15 protein-coding genes are annotated in these 16365 nt (G+C 72.6%); 11 read left to right on the top strand and 4 right to left on the bottom strand.

Features of this window, described 5'->3' with window-relative positions; genetic code table 11:
* Window positions 1-35 precede the first annotated feature (35 nt).
* Genes BSB02_RS10075 through BSB02_RS10040 form a run of 8 tightly spaced genes read left to right on the top strand, consistent with a single transcriptional unit; the run spans window position 36 to window position 10268 of the window.
* Entirely contained in the window at window positions 36-1349 is a 1314-nt protein-coding gene (locus tag BSB02_RS10075) for a glycoside hydrolase family 36 protein (RefSeq protein WP_084958460.1), read from the top strand.
* Entirely contained in the window at window positions 1346-2335 is a 990-nt protein-coding gene (locus BSB02_RS10070) for a carbohydrate ABC transporter permease (protein WP_206184606.1), read from the top strand. Before BSB02_RS10075 ends, BSB02_RS10070 begins: the two co-directional genes overlap by 4 nt.
* A gap of 3 nt (window positions 2336-2338) precedes the next feature.
* Complete coding sequence (locus BSB02_RS10065) at window positions 2339-3145, top strand: carbohydrate ABC transporter permease (protein ID WP_084958459.1); 807 nt, start codon at window positions 2339-2341, stop codon at window positions 3143-3145.
* A 13-nt stretch (window positions 3146-3158) separates the two neighbouring features.
* On the top strand, window positions 3159-4460 hold the full coding sequence (locus tag BSB02_RS10060) for an ABC transporter substrate-binding protein (RefSeq protein WP_084958458.1): 1302 nt from the start codon (window positions 3159-3161) through the stop codon (window positions 4458-4460).
* A 10-nt stretch (window positions 4461-4470) separates the two neighbouring features.
* Window positions 4471-6006: an alkaline phosphatase D family protein gene (locus BSB02_RS10055; protein ID WP_084958457.1), complete on the top strand. Its 1536-nt coding sequence runs from the start codon at window positions 4471-4473 to the stop codon at window positions 6004-6006.
* A gap of 5 nt (window positions 6007-6011) precedes the next feature.
* Entirely contained in the window at window positions 6012-7952 is a 1941-nt protein-coding gene (locus tag BSB02_RS10050) for an NPCBM/NEW2 domain-containing protein (RefSeq protein WP_158088598.1), read from the top strand.
* Window positions 7953-7971: 19 nt separating this feature from the next.
* Complete coding sequence (locus BSB02_RS10045) at window positions 7972-9582, top strand: beta-N-acetylhexosaminidase (protein WP_084958455.1); 1611 nt, start codon at window positions 7972-7974, stop codon at window positions 9580-9582.
* Window positions 9552-10268 carry a tyrosine-protein phosphatase gene (locus tag BSB02_RS10040; protein WP_276206316.1) on the top strand — a complete coding sequence of 239 codons (717 nt, stop codon included), beginning with the start codon at window positions 9552-9554 and terminating at the stop codon, window positions 10266-10268. The genes BSB02_RS10045 and BSB02_RS10040 overlap by 31 nt, the downstream gene beginning before the upstream one ends.
* Before the next feature lie 79 nt (window positions 10269-10347).
* On the opposite strand, the gene BSB02_RS10035 is transcribed toward BSB02_RS10040, so the two are convergent.
* Entirely contained in the window at window positions 10348-11079 is a 732-nt protein-coding gene (locus BSB02_RS10035; RefSeq protein ID WP_084958453.1) for an SDR family oxidoreductase, read from the bottom strand.
* Entirely contained in the window at window positions 11076-12314 is a 1239-nt protein-coding gene (locus tag BSB02_RS10030) for an acyl-CoA dehydrogenase family protein (RefSeq protein WP_084958622.1), read from the bottom strand. The genes BSB02_RS10035 and BSB02_RS10030 overlap by 4 nt, the downstream gene beginning before the upstream one ends.
* A gap of 77 nt (window positions 12315-12391) precedes the next feature.
* Between BSB02_RS10030 and BSB02_RS10025 the strand changes: the two genes are divergently transcribed.
* The gene (locus BSB02_RS10025; protein ID WP_084958452.1) at window positions 12392-13075 is read left to right on the top strand and encodes a TetR/AcrR family transcriptional regulator; all 684 of its coding nucleotides are present in this window, start codon (window positions 12392-12394) and stop codon (window positions 13073-13075) included.
* Here the strand turns inward: BSB02_RS10025 and BSB02_RS10020 are convergent.
* Window positions 13068-13472, bottom strand: a complete 405-nt coding sequence (locus BSB02_RS10020) for a hypothetical protein (protein ID WP_084958451.1) — start codon at window positions 13470-13472, stop codon at window positions 13068-13070. The two genes, BSB02_RS10025 and BSB02_RS10020, sit on opposite strands and share 8 nt — an antisense overlap.
* Before the next feature lie 182 nt (window positions 13473-13654).
* Here BSB02_RS10020 and BSB02_RS10015 point away from each other — a divergent pair, with 182 nt between their 5' ends.
* The gene (locus BSB02_RS10015; RefSeq protein ID WP_084958450.1) at window positions 13655-14800 is read left to right on the top strand and encodes a sensor histidine kinase; all 1146 of its coding nucleotides are present in this window, start codon (window positions 13655-13657) and stop codon (window positions 14798-14800) included.
* Window positions 14797-15465, top strand: a complete 669-nt coding sequence (locus BSB02_RS10010; RefSeq protein WP_084958449.1) for a response regulator — start codon at window positions 14797-14799, stop codon at window positions 15463-15465. Before BSB02_RS10015 ends, BSB02_RS10010 begins: the two co-directional genes overlap by 4 nt.
* A gap of 170 nt (window positions 15466-15635) precedes the next feature.
* On the opposite strand, the gene BSB02_RS10005 is transcribed toward BSB02_RS10010, so the two are convergent.
* Window positions 15636-16358, bottom strand: a complete 723-nt coding sequence (locus tag BSB02_RS10005) for a YcnI family copper-binding membrane protein (protein WP_084958448.1) — start codon at window positions 16356-16358, stop codon at window positions 15636-15638.
* Between the last annotated feature and the right edge of the window lie 7 nt (window positions 16359-16365).

Here is a 16365-nt window from a genome sequence, read left to right as displayed (position 1 = left end):
GGGCTCCTTCGAAAGTAGAGAGAGGACGGAGCCTGATGCCGTTCACGGACATCGGCGAGATCGGCTGCGACCCCGCCGGGAGCCTGGTCTTCGAGCATGGCTGGCAGAGCTGGAGCCCGACCGGCGCCTACCGGCTCCACGAGCGCCCGCCCCGCCCCGCCGACCCGGCCATCCAGGTCCTGTGCTACCGCCCGGAGACGCCCGTTCCCGAGGGCGTGTTCCAGGGCGAGGGCCTGCTCGCGGTGGATCCGGGCGACGGCGGGCCGGTCCGCGTCTGGTCGGCGCCCTCGCCGCTGCAGGTGCCCTCGATCCGGGCCCGGTGGGAGGGCGGCAGGCTGGTCGTCTCCGCCGACGGGCCGGTGGCGCACTGGCAGGCCGAGGGCGGCCTCCCCCAGGCGTTGCGTCAGTGGGCCGAGCGGATCGCCGACGGGTTCGCGCCGGAAACGTTTCCGGCGGTGCCGCCCCTGTGGTGTTCGTGGTACGGCTACTGGGACAAGGTCACCGACGCCGACGTCATCGACAACCTCCGCCTCGCCGAGCGGTACGGCCTGCCCGCCGACATGTTCCTCCTCGACGACGGCTACGAGGCCGAGATCGGCGACTGGCTCGAGGTGCGCCCCGGCTTCGGATCGCTGGAGCGGGTGGCTGGCACGCTGCTGGAGGCCGGCAAGCGGGCGGGCATCTGGGTCGCGCCCTTCCTCGTCGGGCACCGCAGCCGGATCTTCCGCGAGCACCCCGACTGGCTGGTCGAGGGGGCCTGGGCGGGCCGCATGTGGAACCAGGACCTCGCCGTCCTCGACGTCACCCACCCCGGCGCGGCCGAGCATCTCCTCACCGTCTTCGCCACCCTGCGCGGCCTCGGGATCACCCACTTCAAGCTCGACTACTGCTACGCCGGAGCCCTCCCGGGGAAGCGGGCCGAGGACGTCGACCCCGTCACCGCCTACCGGCTCGGCCTGGAGCTCGTCCGGCAGGGCGCCGGCCCCGACGCGACCCTGCACGGCTGCGGGGCGCCCATGCTGCCCAGCCTCGGCCTGGTGGACATCATGCGGGTCAGCCCCGACATCGCGCCCACCCTGCTGCCCCGCTCCGGCGACATCAGCCAGCCCTCGCAGCTCGGGGCGCGGCTGACCGGGGCGGCCCGCGAGTTCCTGCACGCCCGCTGGTGGGTCAACGACCCCGACTGCATCATCGTCCGGCCGGAGGTCGAGGCCCGGGAGGAGTGGGCGGCGCACATCGCGGCCACGGGCGGGCTGCGCGGCTCCAGCGACCCGCTCGCCGCCCTGGACGAGTGGGGGCTGGAGACCACCCGGCGGCTCATGGTGCCCACGCGGACGGACCCGTCGTGACCGGCTTCTCGCGGTCCGGCCTGTCACGGTCCGGCGCCGCACGGCCCGCCCCGCCGTGCGGCACGGCGGTGGGCAAGGAGCACGAGCGGGCGCGCTCCGGCGGGGCCCGCCGGTTCCGGCTCGGCGACTGGCACGCCTACCTGTTCGTCGCGCCCAGCCTCTTCGGCGTGGCCGCCTTCCTCCTGCTGCCGGTGCTGATCGTCTTCGGCCTGAGCCTGTTCGACTGGGAGCTGCTGTCGGAGCCCGAGTTCGTCGGCCTGGCCAACTACGAGCGGCTGGCCGGCGACGGCGAGGCCTGGCACTCGGTGTGGGTGACGATCCTGTACGTCCTGCTGTGCATCCCGCTGCAGACGGTCCTCGCCCTCGGCCTGGCCGTCATGCTCGACCAGCGCGTCAAGGGCATCAGGTTCTACCGCGCGCTGTTCGTGATCCCGTGGATGGCCACCCCCATCGTCATGGGCCTGATCTGGTACTGGATCTTCGACCCGCGGGACGGCGCCATCAACCGGGCGCTCGGCCTGGTGGGCATCACCGGCCCCGACTGGCTGTCCGACCCCACCTGGGCGCTGCCCGCCGTCGCGCTGGTCAACGTCTGGCAGCACACCGGCTACACGATGCTGTTCTTCCTGGCGGGCCTGCAGGGCATCCCGAAGGAGCTGTACGACGCGGCCGCGGTGGACGGCGCGACGCCGGTGCAGCGCTTCTTCCGTGTCACGCTCCCGCTGCTCAACCCGACGATGTTCTTCGTCTCGGTGACCAGCCTGATCGGCGCCTTCCAGGTGTTCGACACGGTCTTCGCCATGACCGACGGCGGCCCGAGCGGCAGCACCGAGGTGATCAACTTCTCGATCTTCCAGACGGCCTTCCGGGAGTTCGACTTCGGTTACGCGGCCACGCTGTCCCTGCTGCTCTTCGTGATCATCCTGGTGGTCACCCTGGTGCAGGTCCGGTTCTTCAGCAAGCGCACCACCTACGACCTGAGCTGAGCCATGAAGCGAACCCTCCTGTACGCCGTGCTGATCGTCGGCGTCTTCGTCTCCGTCTTCCCCTACCTGCTGGTGGTGCTGACCGCTCTGAAGACCGGGGTCCAGCTCAGCACCACCCAGCCGTGGGAGCCCGGCCTGCCGCCCACGACGGCCAACCTGGAGCGGATCCTGGCCGGCGACTTCCCGCGGGCGCTGCTCAACACGGTGCTGATGACCGCCGCGCTGACCGCCGGGCAGCTGGTGTTCACCACCTTCGCCGCCTACGCCTTCGCGCGGCTGCGCTTCCGCGGCAGGGAACCGCTGTTCTGGCTCTACGTGGCCACCATGATGGTGCCCAGCGCCGTCACCGTGATCCCGCTCTTCCTGATCATGAGGCAGCTCGACCTGGTGAACACCTGGTGGGGGCTGCTGGTGCCGTACCTGCTCGGCACGCCGTACGGGATCTTCCTCATGCGCCAGTTCTTCCGCGGGCTGCCTGCCGGGCTGGAGGAGGCGGCCCGCATCGACGGGGCGGGATCGCTCACGATCCTGTTCAGGATCATGCTCCCGCTCTGCCGCCCCGCGCTCGGCACGCTCGCGATCATCACCGTGATCTCGTCGTGGAACAGCTTCCTGTGGCCGCTCATCATCACCAGCGGCGAGGAGACCAAGGTCGCCACGGTCGCGATCGCGACGCTCAAGGGCGGCGTCGGCGTGGACTACAACCTCCTGATGGCGGGCGGCCTGATCGCCCTTCTGCCGATGATCGTGATCTTCATCTTCTTCCAGCGGCACATCGTCCGGTCGGTCGTGCTCACCGGACTCAAGTGAAAGGCCCCAACCCATGCGCACCCCCATCGCGGCGCTGCTCGGCGCCGCCGTACTCGCCCTGTCCGCATGCGGCTCCGGCGACGCCGGAGGCGGATCCGAGAAGGTCACGCTCACCTACCGGCTCTGGGACGAGCAGCAGAAGGTCGGCTACGACAAGGTCATGGCCAACTTCGAGAAGGCCAACCCCGGCATCGACGTCAAGGTCGAGGTGCTGCCCTGGGACCAGTACTGGACCAAGCTGACCGCCGACGCGGTGGCCGGGACCGCGCCCGACGTGTTCTGGATGCAGCCCACCTCCTTCCCCGAGTTCGTCACCAAGGGCGTGCTCGCCGACGTCGGCGGGCTCAAGCTCGACACCGCCAAGTACCACCCGACCGTCGTGCAGACCTTCACCTACGAGGGCAAGCTGTACGGCGTGCCCAAGGACTGGGGCATCGTGGGCCTGCTGTACAACAAGGACCTGTTCAAGGCGGCCGGCGTGGAGATGCCGGAGAAGCTCACCTGGGCCCCCGACGGCTCCGGCACCCTGCTGGAGATCGCACGCAAGCTGACCGTCGACCAGAACGGCAAGCACCCGGGCGAGCCCGGCTTCGACAAGGACAAGATCAAGACGTACGGCTTCGCCTCCTGGAACCACTACCAGACGCAGTGGATGAACTGGGTGGTCTCCAACGGCGGCAAGCTGCTGGACAAGCCGTTCGGCACCTACACCTTCAACGACCCGGCCGGCGTGCAGGCCCTGCAGTTCGGCGTGGACCTGGTCAACAAGTACAACGTCGCCCCGCCCGCGACCCAGACCAACCCGCCCACCGGCAAGATGACCGACATCTTCAAGCGCGGCGAGGTGGCGATGTTCCCCGCCAACAACGCGCTGCTGCCCTTCGTCGCCCCGGAGGTCGCCTTCGAGCTGGGCATCGCCCCGATGCCCGAGGGCCCCGCCGGCCGCGCCGTCAACCTCAACGGCCTGGCCGAGGTCGTCTACGCCAAGAGCAAGAACAAGGACGCGGCCATGAAGCTGGCCGCCTACCTGGCCAGCGAGGAACCGCAGAAGCTGATGGCCGACGAGGGCTACGTCTTCCCGGCGATCACCAGCCTGGCCCAGGGCTACGTCGACTACTGGAAGAGCAAGAACCTCGACGTCTCCCCGTTCCTGGAGGAGGCGAAGGGCACCACGTTCCCGCTGCCCGTCACCACCGGCTTCACCGGCTTCGAGACCAAGATGGTCCAGATCTTCAACGACATGTATCTCGGCAAGCTGACCCCGCAGCAGGCCGCCGACCAGGCCGTCGCCGAGGGCAACGCCACCGTCCAGTAGGAGCCTCACCATGATCACCCGGCGTTCGCTGATCGCCGGGGGCGCGAGCCTGGCCGCGTTGGGGGCGCTGTCCCGCCCCGCCGCGGCCCGGCGCCGCCCCCTGACCGACCCCTTCCGGCTGGGCGTGGCCTCCGGAGAGCCCGCTCCCGACGGCGTGGTCCTGTGGACGCGCCTGGCCGTCGACCCCCTGACCCCCGACGGGCGCGGCGGCATGCCCGGCCGCGACGTGCCCGTGCAGTGGCAGGTGGCCAAGGACGAGGGCTTCCGCCACGTGGTACGGCACGGCGTGGAGATCGCCAGGCCGGAGGCGGCCCACAGCGTCCACGTGGAGCTGGAGGGCCTCGACCCGGGCGCGGAGTACTTCTACCGCTTCCGCGCCGGCGCCGAGATCTCCCCTACCGGCCGTACGCTCACCACGCCCGCCCCCGGCACGCGCGGCCGTGACCTGCGCCTGTCGTTCACCTCCTGCGCCGACTACCAGGTCGGCTGGTTCACCGCGTTCCGCCGGATGGCCGAGGACGAGCCGGACCTGATCGCGTTCCTGGGCGACTACATCTACGAGTACGGCGACTACAAGTACCCCGTCCGCGACCAGGCCGGCGGCGAGTGCCTGGACCTGGCCGGCTACCGGCTGCGGCACGCCCAGCACAAGGCCGACCCCGAGCTGCAGGCTGCGCACGCGATCGCGCCCTGGGCGGTGGTCTGGGACGACCACGACATCGAGAACGCCTGGGCGGGCGACGTCCCCGAGCAGCCGGACCCGCCCTTCCTGGAGCGCCGGGCCGCCGCCTTCCAGGCCTACTACGAGAACATGCCGCTGCGCCGCGCCCAGCGACCGGCCGGACCGGCCATGCGGCTGTACCGGACCCTGCGCTGGGGGGCGGTCGCCAACCTGCACATGCTCGACACCCGCCACTACCGCGACCTGTACGCCTGCACCGGCCGCAGCGGCACGGTCGGCGCGGACTGCGCCGAGCGGTTCGCGCCCAACCGCACCATCCTGGGGACCGAGCAGGAGGCCTGGCTCGACAGGCGGTTACGCGAGTCCGCCGCCACCTGGGACCTGCTGGGCCAGCAGGTCTTCCTCATGGAGATGGACTGGGCCAACGGCGAGGCCAAGGGCTACTCCAACGAGGGCTGGGACGGCTACGTCGCATCCCGCAACCGCCTGACCGCCGCGCTGGACGCCTACAAGCGCAACGGCGTCGTGCTCACCGGCGACGTGCACTCGCACTGGGCGGGCGAGGTCAAGCTCGACTACCAGGACCCCGCGTCCCGGTCGGTGGCGGTGGAGCTGGTCAGCACCAGCGTCACCAGCGCCGGCAACGGCCTGGACGAATACCCCAACACCGGGATCCTGCTGCAGGAGAACCCGCACGTGAAGTTCTTCAACGGCCGCCGCGGCTACGTGCGCACCCGGATCTCCGCCGAGGAGATGCGGGTGGAGTTCCGCTCGCTGCCCCGGGTCACCGAGCCGTACGCCCCGGCCTACACCTCGGGCTCCTTCGTCATCGAGCCCGGCAACCCCAGCCTGAACCCGGTGTGATGCCCATGCGCGCGACCCTGGCCGCCCTGGCGGCGGCCCTCCTCCTGCCGCCCCTGCTCCCGCTTCCCGCCGAGGCGGCCCGCACCGCCGCCCCGCCCGGCGTCACGGCCCCGCCCATGGGCTGGAGCAGCCGCTCGCTCGGCTGCTCGGTCTCCGAGGCCGCGGTACGGCAGGCCGCCGACCGGCTCGCCGCCGCCTTCAGCGCGTACGGCTACCGCTACGTCATCGTCGACGGCTGCTGGCTCGCCCCGCAGCGGTCGGGCGGCGCGCTGGCCGCCGACCCCGCGCGCTTCCCCTCCGGCATCCCCGCGCTGGCCGAGTACGTCCACGGCAAGGGGCTCAAGCTCGGCCTGGCCCTGTCGGCCGGGACCAAGGCCTGCGCGGGCGGCGGCCCCGGCTCCTACGGGCACGAGGCCGCCGACGGCGCGCAGGTCGCCGCCTGGGGCGTGGACTACGTCAGGTACGACTGGTGCAACGTCCCCATGGCCGACTTCCCCGGCAAGGACTCCCGGGCCGTCGCCCAGACCCTCTACCCGCTCATGCGGCAGGCGCTCGGCGACTCGATCGCCTTCGCGATGAACAACGAGGACGGCAACTCCGTCCCCTGGCTGTGGGGCGCCGAGCTGGCCACGACCTGGCGGACCAACCTCGTCACCCGCCCCATCGGCGACACCTACGCCGGGATGGTCGACATCTGGGAGGTCAACCAGCTGCGCGCCGAGCACGCCCGGCCGGGCAGCTGGGCCGACCCCGACCTGCTGCAGGCCGGCCGGGGCGGCATGACCGAGCTGGAGTACCGCACGCAGATGACGCTGTGGGCCGTGGGCGCCGCGCCGCTCATCCTGCAGTCCCTGGACGCGCCGCCCTCGGTCGTCGCCGACCCCGAGGTGATCGCGGTCGACCAGGACCCCCTGGGCGCGATGGGACGCCTGGTGAAGACCGACGGCTGGTACCACGTGCTGGCCAAGCCGCTCCAGGACGGCTCGCAGGCGATCGTGCTGTTCAACGAAAGCGACCGCGCCGCCACCCTGTCCTGGGAGCTGCCGGAGGGCCGCTACCGGGTCGAGGACCTGTGGACGGGCGCCGTCGCCACCACCCGGGGCGCGCTGGCCGCCCACGTGCCGGCGCACGGCGCGGTCATGTACCGGGTCGGCGAGAGCCGCGAGCAGGCGCCGCCGCTGGTGACCGTCGAGGTCGACCCGTCCGTCCCCGGCGACGACCGGCCGTCGGCGCTGGAGCCTGGCAGGGAGAACCCGATCGTCACCCGCGTGGTCAACACCGGCGCCACGGCCACGCTGCGGGACGTCGAGGTGACGCTGGCCGTACCGGAGGGATGGCGGGCGCGGGCGGACGGCGAGAGGGCCACGCGCCGGCTGGCGCCGGGCGAGGACCTCACCGTGACCTGGGCCGTCACCCCGCCCGCCGGGGCCGAGCAGAAGGCCTACGACCTGGTGGCCGACGTGCGGGCGGGCACCGGGCGGTGGAGCGGGGCCGCGGTCGTCCGGGTGGCCGCCGCGCCCGGGCCGGGCACCTCCTATCTGAGCGACCTGACCTGGACCAACGCCAGGAACCACCTCGGGCCGCCGAAGCGGGACACCAGCCACGACGGGCGGCCGCTCACGCTCGACGGCGTCGCCTACGCCAAGGGGCTGGGCGCCCACGCGCCCGCCGACATCGAGTACTACCTCGCGCGGCGCTGCTCCACGGTCGAGTTCGTGGCCGGCGTGGACGACGAGGTGGGCGCCAACGGCTCGGTGACCTTCGAGGTGTGGGCCGACGGCGAACGGACCGCCCGCACCGGCCTGATCACCGGCGCGCAGCCGGCCAGGAAGGTCACCGCCTCGGTGGAAGGCGCCCGCTACGTCCGCCTGGTCGTCGCCAACGGCGGCGACAACGCCTACTTCGACCACGCCGACCTCGCCGACGCGACCGTCACCTGCCGCTAGATTCCCCGAGGGACTTTTGATGATCATTCCCAAGCCCGTCCGGCTCGACCGGCGACCCGGCCGGTTCGTCCTCGACGACCGCACCGCCCTGACCGCCGACCCCGCGCTGTCGCAGGTGGCGATGTGGCTGCGGGGCGAGCTCGGCCCGGCCGTCGGCGGCGAGCTGCTGCCGCGGGAGCCGGCTTCGGGCACGATCCGGCTGCGGCTCGCCGACCTGCCCGCGGAGGCCTACCGGCTCACCGCGGGCCCCGGCGAGGTGCTCGTCGAGGCGGGCGGGCCGGTGGGGGCGTTCTACGGAGCGCAGACCCTGCGCCAGCTGCTGCCCGCCCACGCCTACCGCAGGGCCGGCGCCCGGCCCATGGAGCTGCCCGCCGTACTGGTGGAGGACCGGCCCCGCTTCGCCTGGCGCGGCTGCCTGCTCGACGTGGCCCGCCACTTCATGACCAAGCACCACCTGCTGCGCTTCATCGACCTGATGGCGATGCACAAGCTCAACGTGCTGCACCTCCACCTGACCGACGACCAGGGCTGGCGGGTGGAGATCAGGCGCTACCCCCGCCTGACGCAGGTGGGCGGCTGGCGCCGGGAGAGCCAGACCGGCTGGAACGGCGCCATGGACGGGCAGCCCCACGGCGGCTACTACACCCAGGACGACATCCGCGAGATCGTCGCCTACGCCGCCGCCCGGCAGATCACCGTGGTCCCCGAGATCGACCTGCCCGGCCACACGCAGGCGGCCATCGCCGCCTACCCCGAGCTGGGCAACCTGGACACGCCCCTGGAGGTCGCCACCACCTGGGGCATCGGCGTGAACGTCCTCAACGCGGAGGACGGCACGGTCGAGTTCTTCAAGAACGTCTTCGACGAGGTGCTGGAGCTGTTCCCGAGCCCCGTCGTCTGCGTCGGGGGCGACGAGTGCCGCAAGGACCAGTGGAAGACCAGCCCGGCCGCCCAGCGCCGCATCGCCGAGCTGGGGCTGCGCGACGAGGAGGAGCTGCAGAGCTGGTTCATCGGCCGCATCGGCGACCACCTCGCCGCGCGCGGACGCCGGCTGCTGGGCTGGGAGGAGATCCTGGAGGGCGGCGGGCCGGCCCGCGGCGCGGTGGTGGCCGCCTGGCGCGGGGACCTGGGCGCGGTGCTGGCCGCGCGGGCCGGGCACGACGTCGTCGCCTGCCCCAACACCTCGGTCTACCTGGACTACCGGCAAAGCGACGGCGCGGACGAGCCGGTGCCGTTCGGGACCGTCCTGACGCTCCAGGACGTCTACGCCTTCGAGCCGGTGCCCGCCGAGCTGCGCGGGACCCCGGAGGCCGCGCGGGTGATCGGCGCCCAGTGCGCGGTGTGGACCGAGCTCATCGACTCCGACCGGCGGATCGACTACATGGTCTTCCCCCGGCTGTCTGCCTTCGCCGAGACCGTGTGGAGCGGTCCCGGGCGGGACTTCGCCGGCTTCTCCGAACGGCTCGCCGCCCACCTGGAGCGGCTGGACGCGATCGGGGTGGAGTACCGGCGGGCGTCCGGGCCGCTGCCCTGGCAGACCCGGCCCGGCGTGCCGGGCAGGCCCGAGGACCCGCGGGAGTGGCGGGCCACGCTCGAGGCGTGGACGAGCAACCTCAGGGGCGATCTGTGACCGGTGCGGGAACAAGGGCGGGGACGGGCGCCGGGGCGGGCGTGCTGTCGTGGCCCGGGTGTGACAACGCCCGTGACCTGGGCGGCCTGCCCACCGTGTGGGGCGGCCGGGTCAGGGCGGGCGCCCTGGTGCGTGCGGACCGCCTCCGCCGGCAGGGCGCCCGCGCCGCGCTCGCGTACGGCGTGCGGCTCGTCGTCGACCTGCGGCTGCCCGCCGAGTGCGCGGCCGACCCCAGCCCGCTGGCCGGCCACCCGTGCTACCGCAACCTGCCGGTCCTGCGCGAGGAGGACAGCGTCCTGGAGGCGATGGGCGACACGCTGCCCGCCATCTACCGCGCGATCCTCGACCGGGGCGCGGAGCGGCTGGCCCGGGTCATGACCGCGATCGCCCTGGCCCCGCCGGGCTGCGTGCTCCTGCACTGCCACGCCGGCCGGGACCGCACCGGGCTGGCCGTCGCGCTGGCGCTCACGCTGGCGGGCGTCCCGGAGGACCGCATCGCCCGCGACTACGCGCGCAGCCGGGACGGCCGGTCCCGTCCGGCGGAGGGCCTGTGGGCCCAGGCCACCGAGGAGACCATGCTGGAGACCCTCGCCTACCTGCGTGACAGGTACGGCGGGGCGGCGCCGTACCTGGGCCTGCTGCCCTCCGTCGGCACCCGGCTGCGCGCCCGCCTGACCGAGCCGTGACCGGCCGGGCGGCGTTTCCAGACGTTCCAGATGTTCCAGGCGTCCCAGATGTTCCAGGCGTTCCAGACGTCCCGGGCGTTCAGACGCGCGGGCCGGGCGCCCGGCGGAAGGCGAACGGCTCGCTCTCCCGCCCGGGGACCACGAACCAGCACTCGCCCGTGCCCTCGCTGGCCAGCAGCTTCATGAAGGCGTCGACCACCTCCGAGACGTCCAGCACCGGAAAGCCCATCTCGTCCAGCAGCGCCTTGCCGTCCTCGCCGAGGATGGGGGTGTCGGCGAAGGACGGGCACAGGGCCTGGACCTTGACGCCGAACGGGGCGAGGTCGGGGCCCAGCGAGCGGACCAGGCCCACCACGGCGTGCTTGTTGGCGGCGTAGATGGGATCGCCGGGGATGCCGACGATGCCGGCCATGCTGGAGGTGGCCACGATGGTGCCGCCGCCGCTCCGCCGCAGCGCGGGGAGTGCGGCGTGCACGCCGTACACAACGCCGTCGAGGTTGACGCCCATGGCCAGGCGGTAGCGCTCGGGGTCGAAGTCATCGCCTATGCCGCATTTGGTGGCGACGCCGGCGTTGAGGAAGGCCAGGTCGAGCCGGCCGTACTCGGACATGGCGGCGGCCACCGCCGCCTGGTTGTCGGCCAGCCGGGACACGTCGCAGCGCACGAACAGCGCGTCGAGCTCGGACGCGACGGCCTTGCCCGCGGCCTCGTCGACGTCGGCGAGGACGAGCCGGGCGCCCTCGGCGGCCAGGCGGCGCGCGACGGCGGCGCCGATGCCACTGCCGCCGCCGGTGATCAGCGCGACCTTCACAGCGGCAGCCCTCCCGTCGCGGCGGCCGTGGAGCCGGTGGCCTGGTAGGCGGCGATCGTGCGCTGGGCGATGCGCATCTGGTGGATCTCGTCGGCGCCGTCGGCGAAGCGGGCCCAGCGGGCGTGCTGGAACATGTGGGCCAGCGGGGTGTCGGTGGAGTAGCCGAGCGCGCCGTGGACCTGGATCGCGCGGTCGATGATCCGGTTGAGGCTGCCTGCGACGAAGTGCTTGGCCATCGACACCTCGGTGCGGAAGTCCTCACCCTTGTCGATCTTGTAGGCGGCGTGCAGGACCATGAGCTTGCACTGGTACAGCTCCATCGCCGAGTCGGCGATGAGCCACTGGATGCCCTGTTTGTCGGCCAGCAGCGAGCCGTGGCTGTAGCGGTTCAGCGCGCGGTCGACCATCATGTCCAGCGCGGTCTCGGCCTGGGCGATCCAGCGCATGCAGTGGGCCAGGCGCGCCGGGCCGAGGCGGTACTGCCCCAGCCGGTGGCCGTTGCCCCGGCCGCCGAGGATCTGGCCGTCGGGCACGCGCAGGTCGGTGATGACGATCTCGCTGTGCCCGGTCGAGCCGTGCATGGTCTCGACCTCACGCACGTCGTTCCAGCCCTCCTGGGGCAGGTCGACGAGGAACGCGGTGGTCGCGCCCCGCCGGCCCTCGGGCACGTCGAGCTCGGTGCGCGCGATGAGGATGGCGAAGCTCGCGCGGCGGGCGTTGGAGATGAACCACTTGTGCCCGTTGATGACCCACTCGTCGCCGTCCCGGACGGCGGTGGTGCGGATCAGCGTCGGGTCCGATCCGGCCACCTCGGGCTCGGTCATCGCGAAGCACGACATCACGCGCCCTTCGGTGAGCGGCCGCAGGTACTTCTCCTTCTGCTCGTCGGTCCCCCAGTGCAGCAGCGTGTGCATGTTGCCCTCGTCGGGCGCGGCGCAGTTGAGGATCCACGGCCCCAGCCTGGTCCTGGCGGCCTCGGCCTGCACCATGGCCAGCTCGACGTGCCCCAGGCCCATGCCGCCCCACTCCTTGGGCATGTGCGGCAGCCACAGCCCCTGCTCGCGGGCCTGGCGGCGCAGGTCGAGGATCGTGTGGAGGTACTCCTCGCGCTTGAGTGCCCTGTCCTCGGAGCCCTCGAAGGGTTTCACGGCCGGGACCACGGTCTCCTGGATGAAGGTCCTGACCCGTTTGCGGATCTCCTCGTGCTCGGGGGCGAGCGTGAAGTCGATGGCCATGGGCATCCCTATCGTTTTAAGGCGTCTGCCTTAATTAGGCTAGCGATGAGGATATTTCAGGACAAGGGAGGGATGGCATGCCGCCCAGCGCCGAGGCCACCTGCCGCCGCCTCGTCAGCGCCGCCGAGCAGCTGTTCGCCGAGCGCGGGATCGAGGCCGTCTCGCTGCGGGAGATCAACGCGGCGGCCGGGCAGCGGAACTCGACCGCGCTGCAGTACCACTTCGGCGACCGGGCCGGGCTGCTGCGCGCGGTGCTGGCCAAGCACCAGCCGGGCATCGAGCGGCACCGCCATCGCCTGCTCGACGAGTACGAGGCCGCCGCCGGTCCCGCGGGCTTCCCCGACGCGGCGGCGGCTCGGCGGGCGCTGGCGGGGGCGCTGGTGCGGCCGCTGGCCGCCAAGCTCGCCGATCCGGACGGCGGGCGCGCCTACCTGCGGATCATGGAGGAGATCGTGCACCGCCGCCGCGACCTGCCCATGGACCCCGAGGCCGACACAAGCGTCAACCGGTGGCGGGCGCTGGTCGCGCCGCTGCTGCCCGAGGTGGCGGTACGGCGGCTGCACCAGCGGTTCATGGCCATCCGGGTGACCCACGTCGAGCTGGCGCGCCGGGCGGGCGGGCCGGAGGGGCGCGACGACCGGCTGTTCACCAGCCATCTCATCGACGTGGTGGCGGCGGTGCTGGCGACCGAGGTGTCGCAGGAGACGGCGCGGCTGCTGGCGGAGCGGGACGCGGCCGCTCAGGCGAGTGCCCCTACCTGAGGACCCGGCGGGCGACCCAGGCGACGAGTCCGGACAGCGCCCCGACGACCACTCCGGTGAACAGGCTGCTGACAACCGCGAAGCCACGCAGCAGCACCGCCTGGACGCCCGGCGCGAGGTCGCGGAGGTTGCCGCCCAGCGACGGCCCGGCCTCACCCCAGGCGGCGCCCCACAGCAGCTGGTGCGTCACGGCAAGGAAGACCCCGTAGCAGGCGCCGACCGTGAGCAGCGTCAGGAACGGGTTGGGCACCCGCGTCCAGACGGCCACGCCGATCCACACCAGGGGCGGGAGGAAGACGAAGACGGCGTTGACGAACGTGCCCTCCTGAAGGACGCCGAGATCGTGCAGCACGACGCGGGGAACGGCGAGCAGCGCCAGCCCGATGATCGCGGCCATCGGAAGTCCGAGGCGGTGGCGCTGTCGTACGGGCTCATGAGGATTGGTCACCCTCGTGACGGTAGGAGGCCGGGGGGCGTCTGGACATCCGCATCGGGTCGCGACCGGGATACGTCGAGAGGCGACACCGGCGTCGCTTCTCGACGTGGATCCCCTCGTGAGGGCGATCGTAGGGTGATGGCATGACCAGTCGACGTGTCCGAATCCCACCCCGGGGTGTCGACGCGCTGGTGGGAGCCGGTGTCACGCTGGCCGTCTCCGTGGTGATCTCGGCGGGGCAAGGCGGCCGCCAGCACCCCGACGCCCTGGCGTACGTGTGGGCGGCCGGGCTCGGGGCGCTGATGCTGATCCGGCGGCACCATCCGCGGACCGTGCTGGCGCTGAGCGCGCTCGGACTCTTCGCGTACTACGCGGCCGGATACCCCGCGGTGGGCCTGGCGGTTCCGGTGGCGGCGGCCCTGTTCTCGGCCGCGGAGGCGGGACGCCTGCGGGCCGCGGTGGTCACGGCGCTGACCGTGGTGGGGTTCTCCCTGCTCTTCCGCCTGCTGGAGGGGCAGGACGCCGCGTTCGTCGTCGGCTACGACCTCATCCCGCATCTCGCGTTGATGGCGGCCGCCGTCGCGCTGGGCGACGGCGTCCGCAGCCGGCGGTCCCAGCAGGCCCAGCAGCGTCAGATCGCCGAGCTCACCGCCCGCCAGTACGCCCAGGAGGCCGAGCGGCGGGTCCATGCCGAACGGCTGGCGATCGCACGTGACCTGCACGACTCGATCGGGCACACGGTGTCGGTGATCTCCCTCCACGCGGACGTCGCCAGGGAAGCGCTCTCCCGCGACCAGGCGGCCGTGGCCGACGCGCTCGGCCTGATCAGGGACGCCGCCACCCGTACCATGCGCGAGCTCAGGAGGACCGTCGCGCTGCTGCGCACCCCGGGGGAGCCGCCGCGGTCCTCCGCGTCGCTGTCGAACCTCGAGAGCCTGGCCGACACCGCCCGGGCCGCCGGGATCGCGGTCGAGACCGCGGTGAGCGTCCCCGGCCGGCTCCCGGACACCGTCGACGCCGCCGCCTACCGGATCGCGCAGGAAGCCGTCACGAACGTCGTCCGGCATTCCGCGGCGACACGGCTGAGCATCACCGGGCGCGTCGAAGGAGGCGCCCTCCACCTGTGCGTCGCCGACGACGGCACGGCCGTGCCCGCGGCCGTGCCCATGGGTCACGGCATAGCGGGCATGTCGGAACGGGCTCGATCCCTCGGCGGCACCCTGACCGCGCGCCGCGAGGAGGGCGGGTTCGTCGTCCGCGCCGAGCTCCCGCTGGAGGGCCCGTCATGATCCGCGTCGTGCTGGTCGACGACCAGGAACTGGTCCGCACCGGGGTGCGGGCGCTGCTGGAGAACGATCCCGGCATCGCCGTCGTCGCCGAGGCCGCCGACGGACACACCGGGCTGTCCCAGGTGCGGGCGTTCCGTCCCGACGTTGCCCTCGTGGACATCCGCATGCCGGGGATGGGCGGGCTCGAGGCGATCGCGGCGATCCGCTCCGACCCCGCCCTCGCGAGCGTGCGGGTGCTGGTCCTGACCACCTTCGACGACGAGGACGAGATCGTCGAGGCCGTCACCCTCGGCGCGGCCGGCTATCTGCTGAAGGACACCCCGGCCGACGAACTGCGCAAGGCCGTCCACACCGCGGCGGCCGGCGACAACGTCCTGTCCCCGCCGATCGCCCGGCGGGTCATGGAACACCTCGCCGCGGCTCCGAGACCACCCCGGCCGGACCCGCGGCTGGCGACGCTCACCGAGCGCGAGCTGGCCGTCCTGATTCGCATCGGCCACGGTGACAGCAACGAGGAGATCGGACGGGCGCTGTTCGTCAGTCCCGCCACCGCCCGCACCTACGTCAGCCGACTGCTGGCCAAGCTGCACGCCCGCGACCGCACGCAGCTCGCGGTCATCGCCCACCGCTCCGGCCTCGTCGACGCCAGCGACAGGCCACGCTGACAGCCTGCGACCGCCGGCGACGTCCCTCCCGGACGCGCACCGGCGATGGTGCACCAGTGAGCCGGTTCCCGGCCGTTCAGGCGTCCGGGACGACCGGGGGCGCGGAATGACGGTGCGGCCGGTCTCCCGGTACGGCGGGCGTCCCGGGAGACCGGCCGGATTCCGGACCGTCAGCTTCGCGAGCGCCGCAGGCCCAGCACGCCGAGACCGGCGCCGGCAAGGCCGATCACGATGCCCAGCGCGCCGAGGACCCGGGCGGTGGTGTCGCCGGAGGAAGCCGTGACGGCCACCGCCCCGGCCTGCTTGGACGGGACGGCCGACGGCGACGGCGCCGTACCCGCCTGGTGATCGTCGGCGGCGGCGACCAGCTTGAGGACCGGGACCGGGTGATCGGCCTCGGAGCCGTCGGCCTTCGGCTCGTCGGCCCACCTGACCACCTCGCCACTGGAGTACGTCTGCGTGGCGGGGAAGAACAGCCGGTCGACGTCCTTGGGCAGCGGCCCCGCCGACACCTCGAACTCCTGGAACTGGCCCGGCTCGATCTTGCCGCCCGACCAGGTGATCTTGAGGACGGCCTCGGTGATCTCGCCCTCCTCCGAGGCCACCGGCTTGGGCAGCTTGCCCTCGGCCACCTTGACGTCCCAGCCCGGAACCGGCTTGACCGACACGAACGCCAGCGGGTGGTCGGTGGGGAAGCTCACCTCGAGCTTGGTGGTGGAGGCGTCGTCGCGCTCGTTGGGCACACGGAAGGCGATCTTGGTCCAGCCGCCCTTGGGTGCGGTGCCCGGCTGGATCGTGACGTGGGCCAGCGCGGGCAGGGCCGAGCCGGCGACGAGCGCGGCGGCGGCCGCGGCGACGACGCCCGCCCTGCGGCAGGCCGTACGAACAGACATGCGATCT

Source organism: Thermoactinospora rubra (genome assembly GCF_002093975.1).
Classification (GTDB): Bacteria; Actinomycetota; Actinomycetes; order Streptosporangiales; family Streptosporangiaceae; genus Nonomuraea; species Nonomuraea rubra_A.
This window is presented reverse-complemented; position numbering and strand designations above follow the sequence as displayed.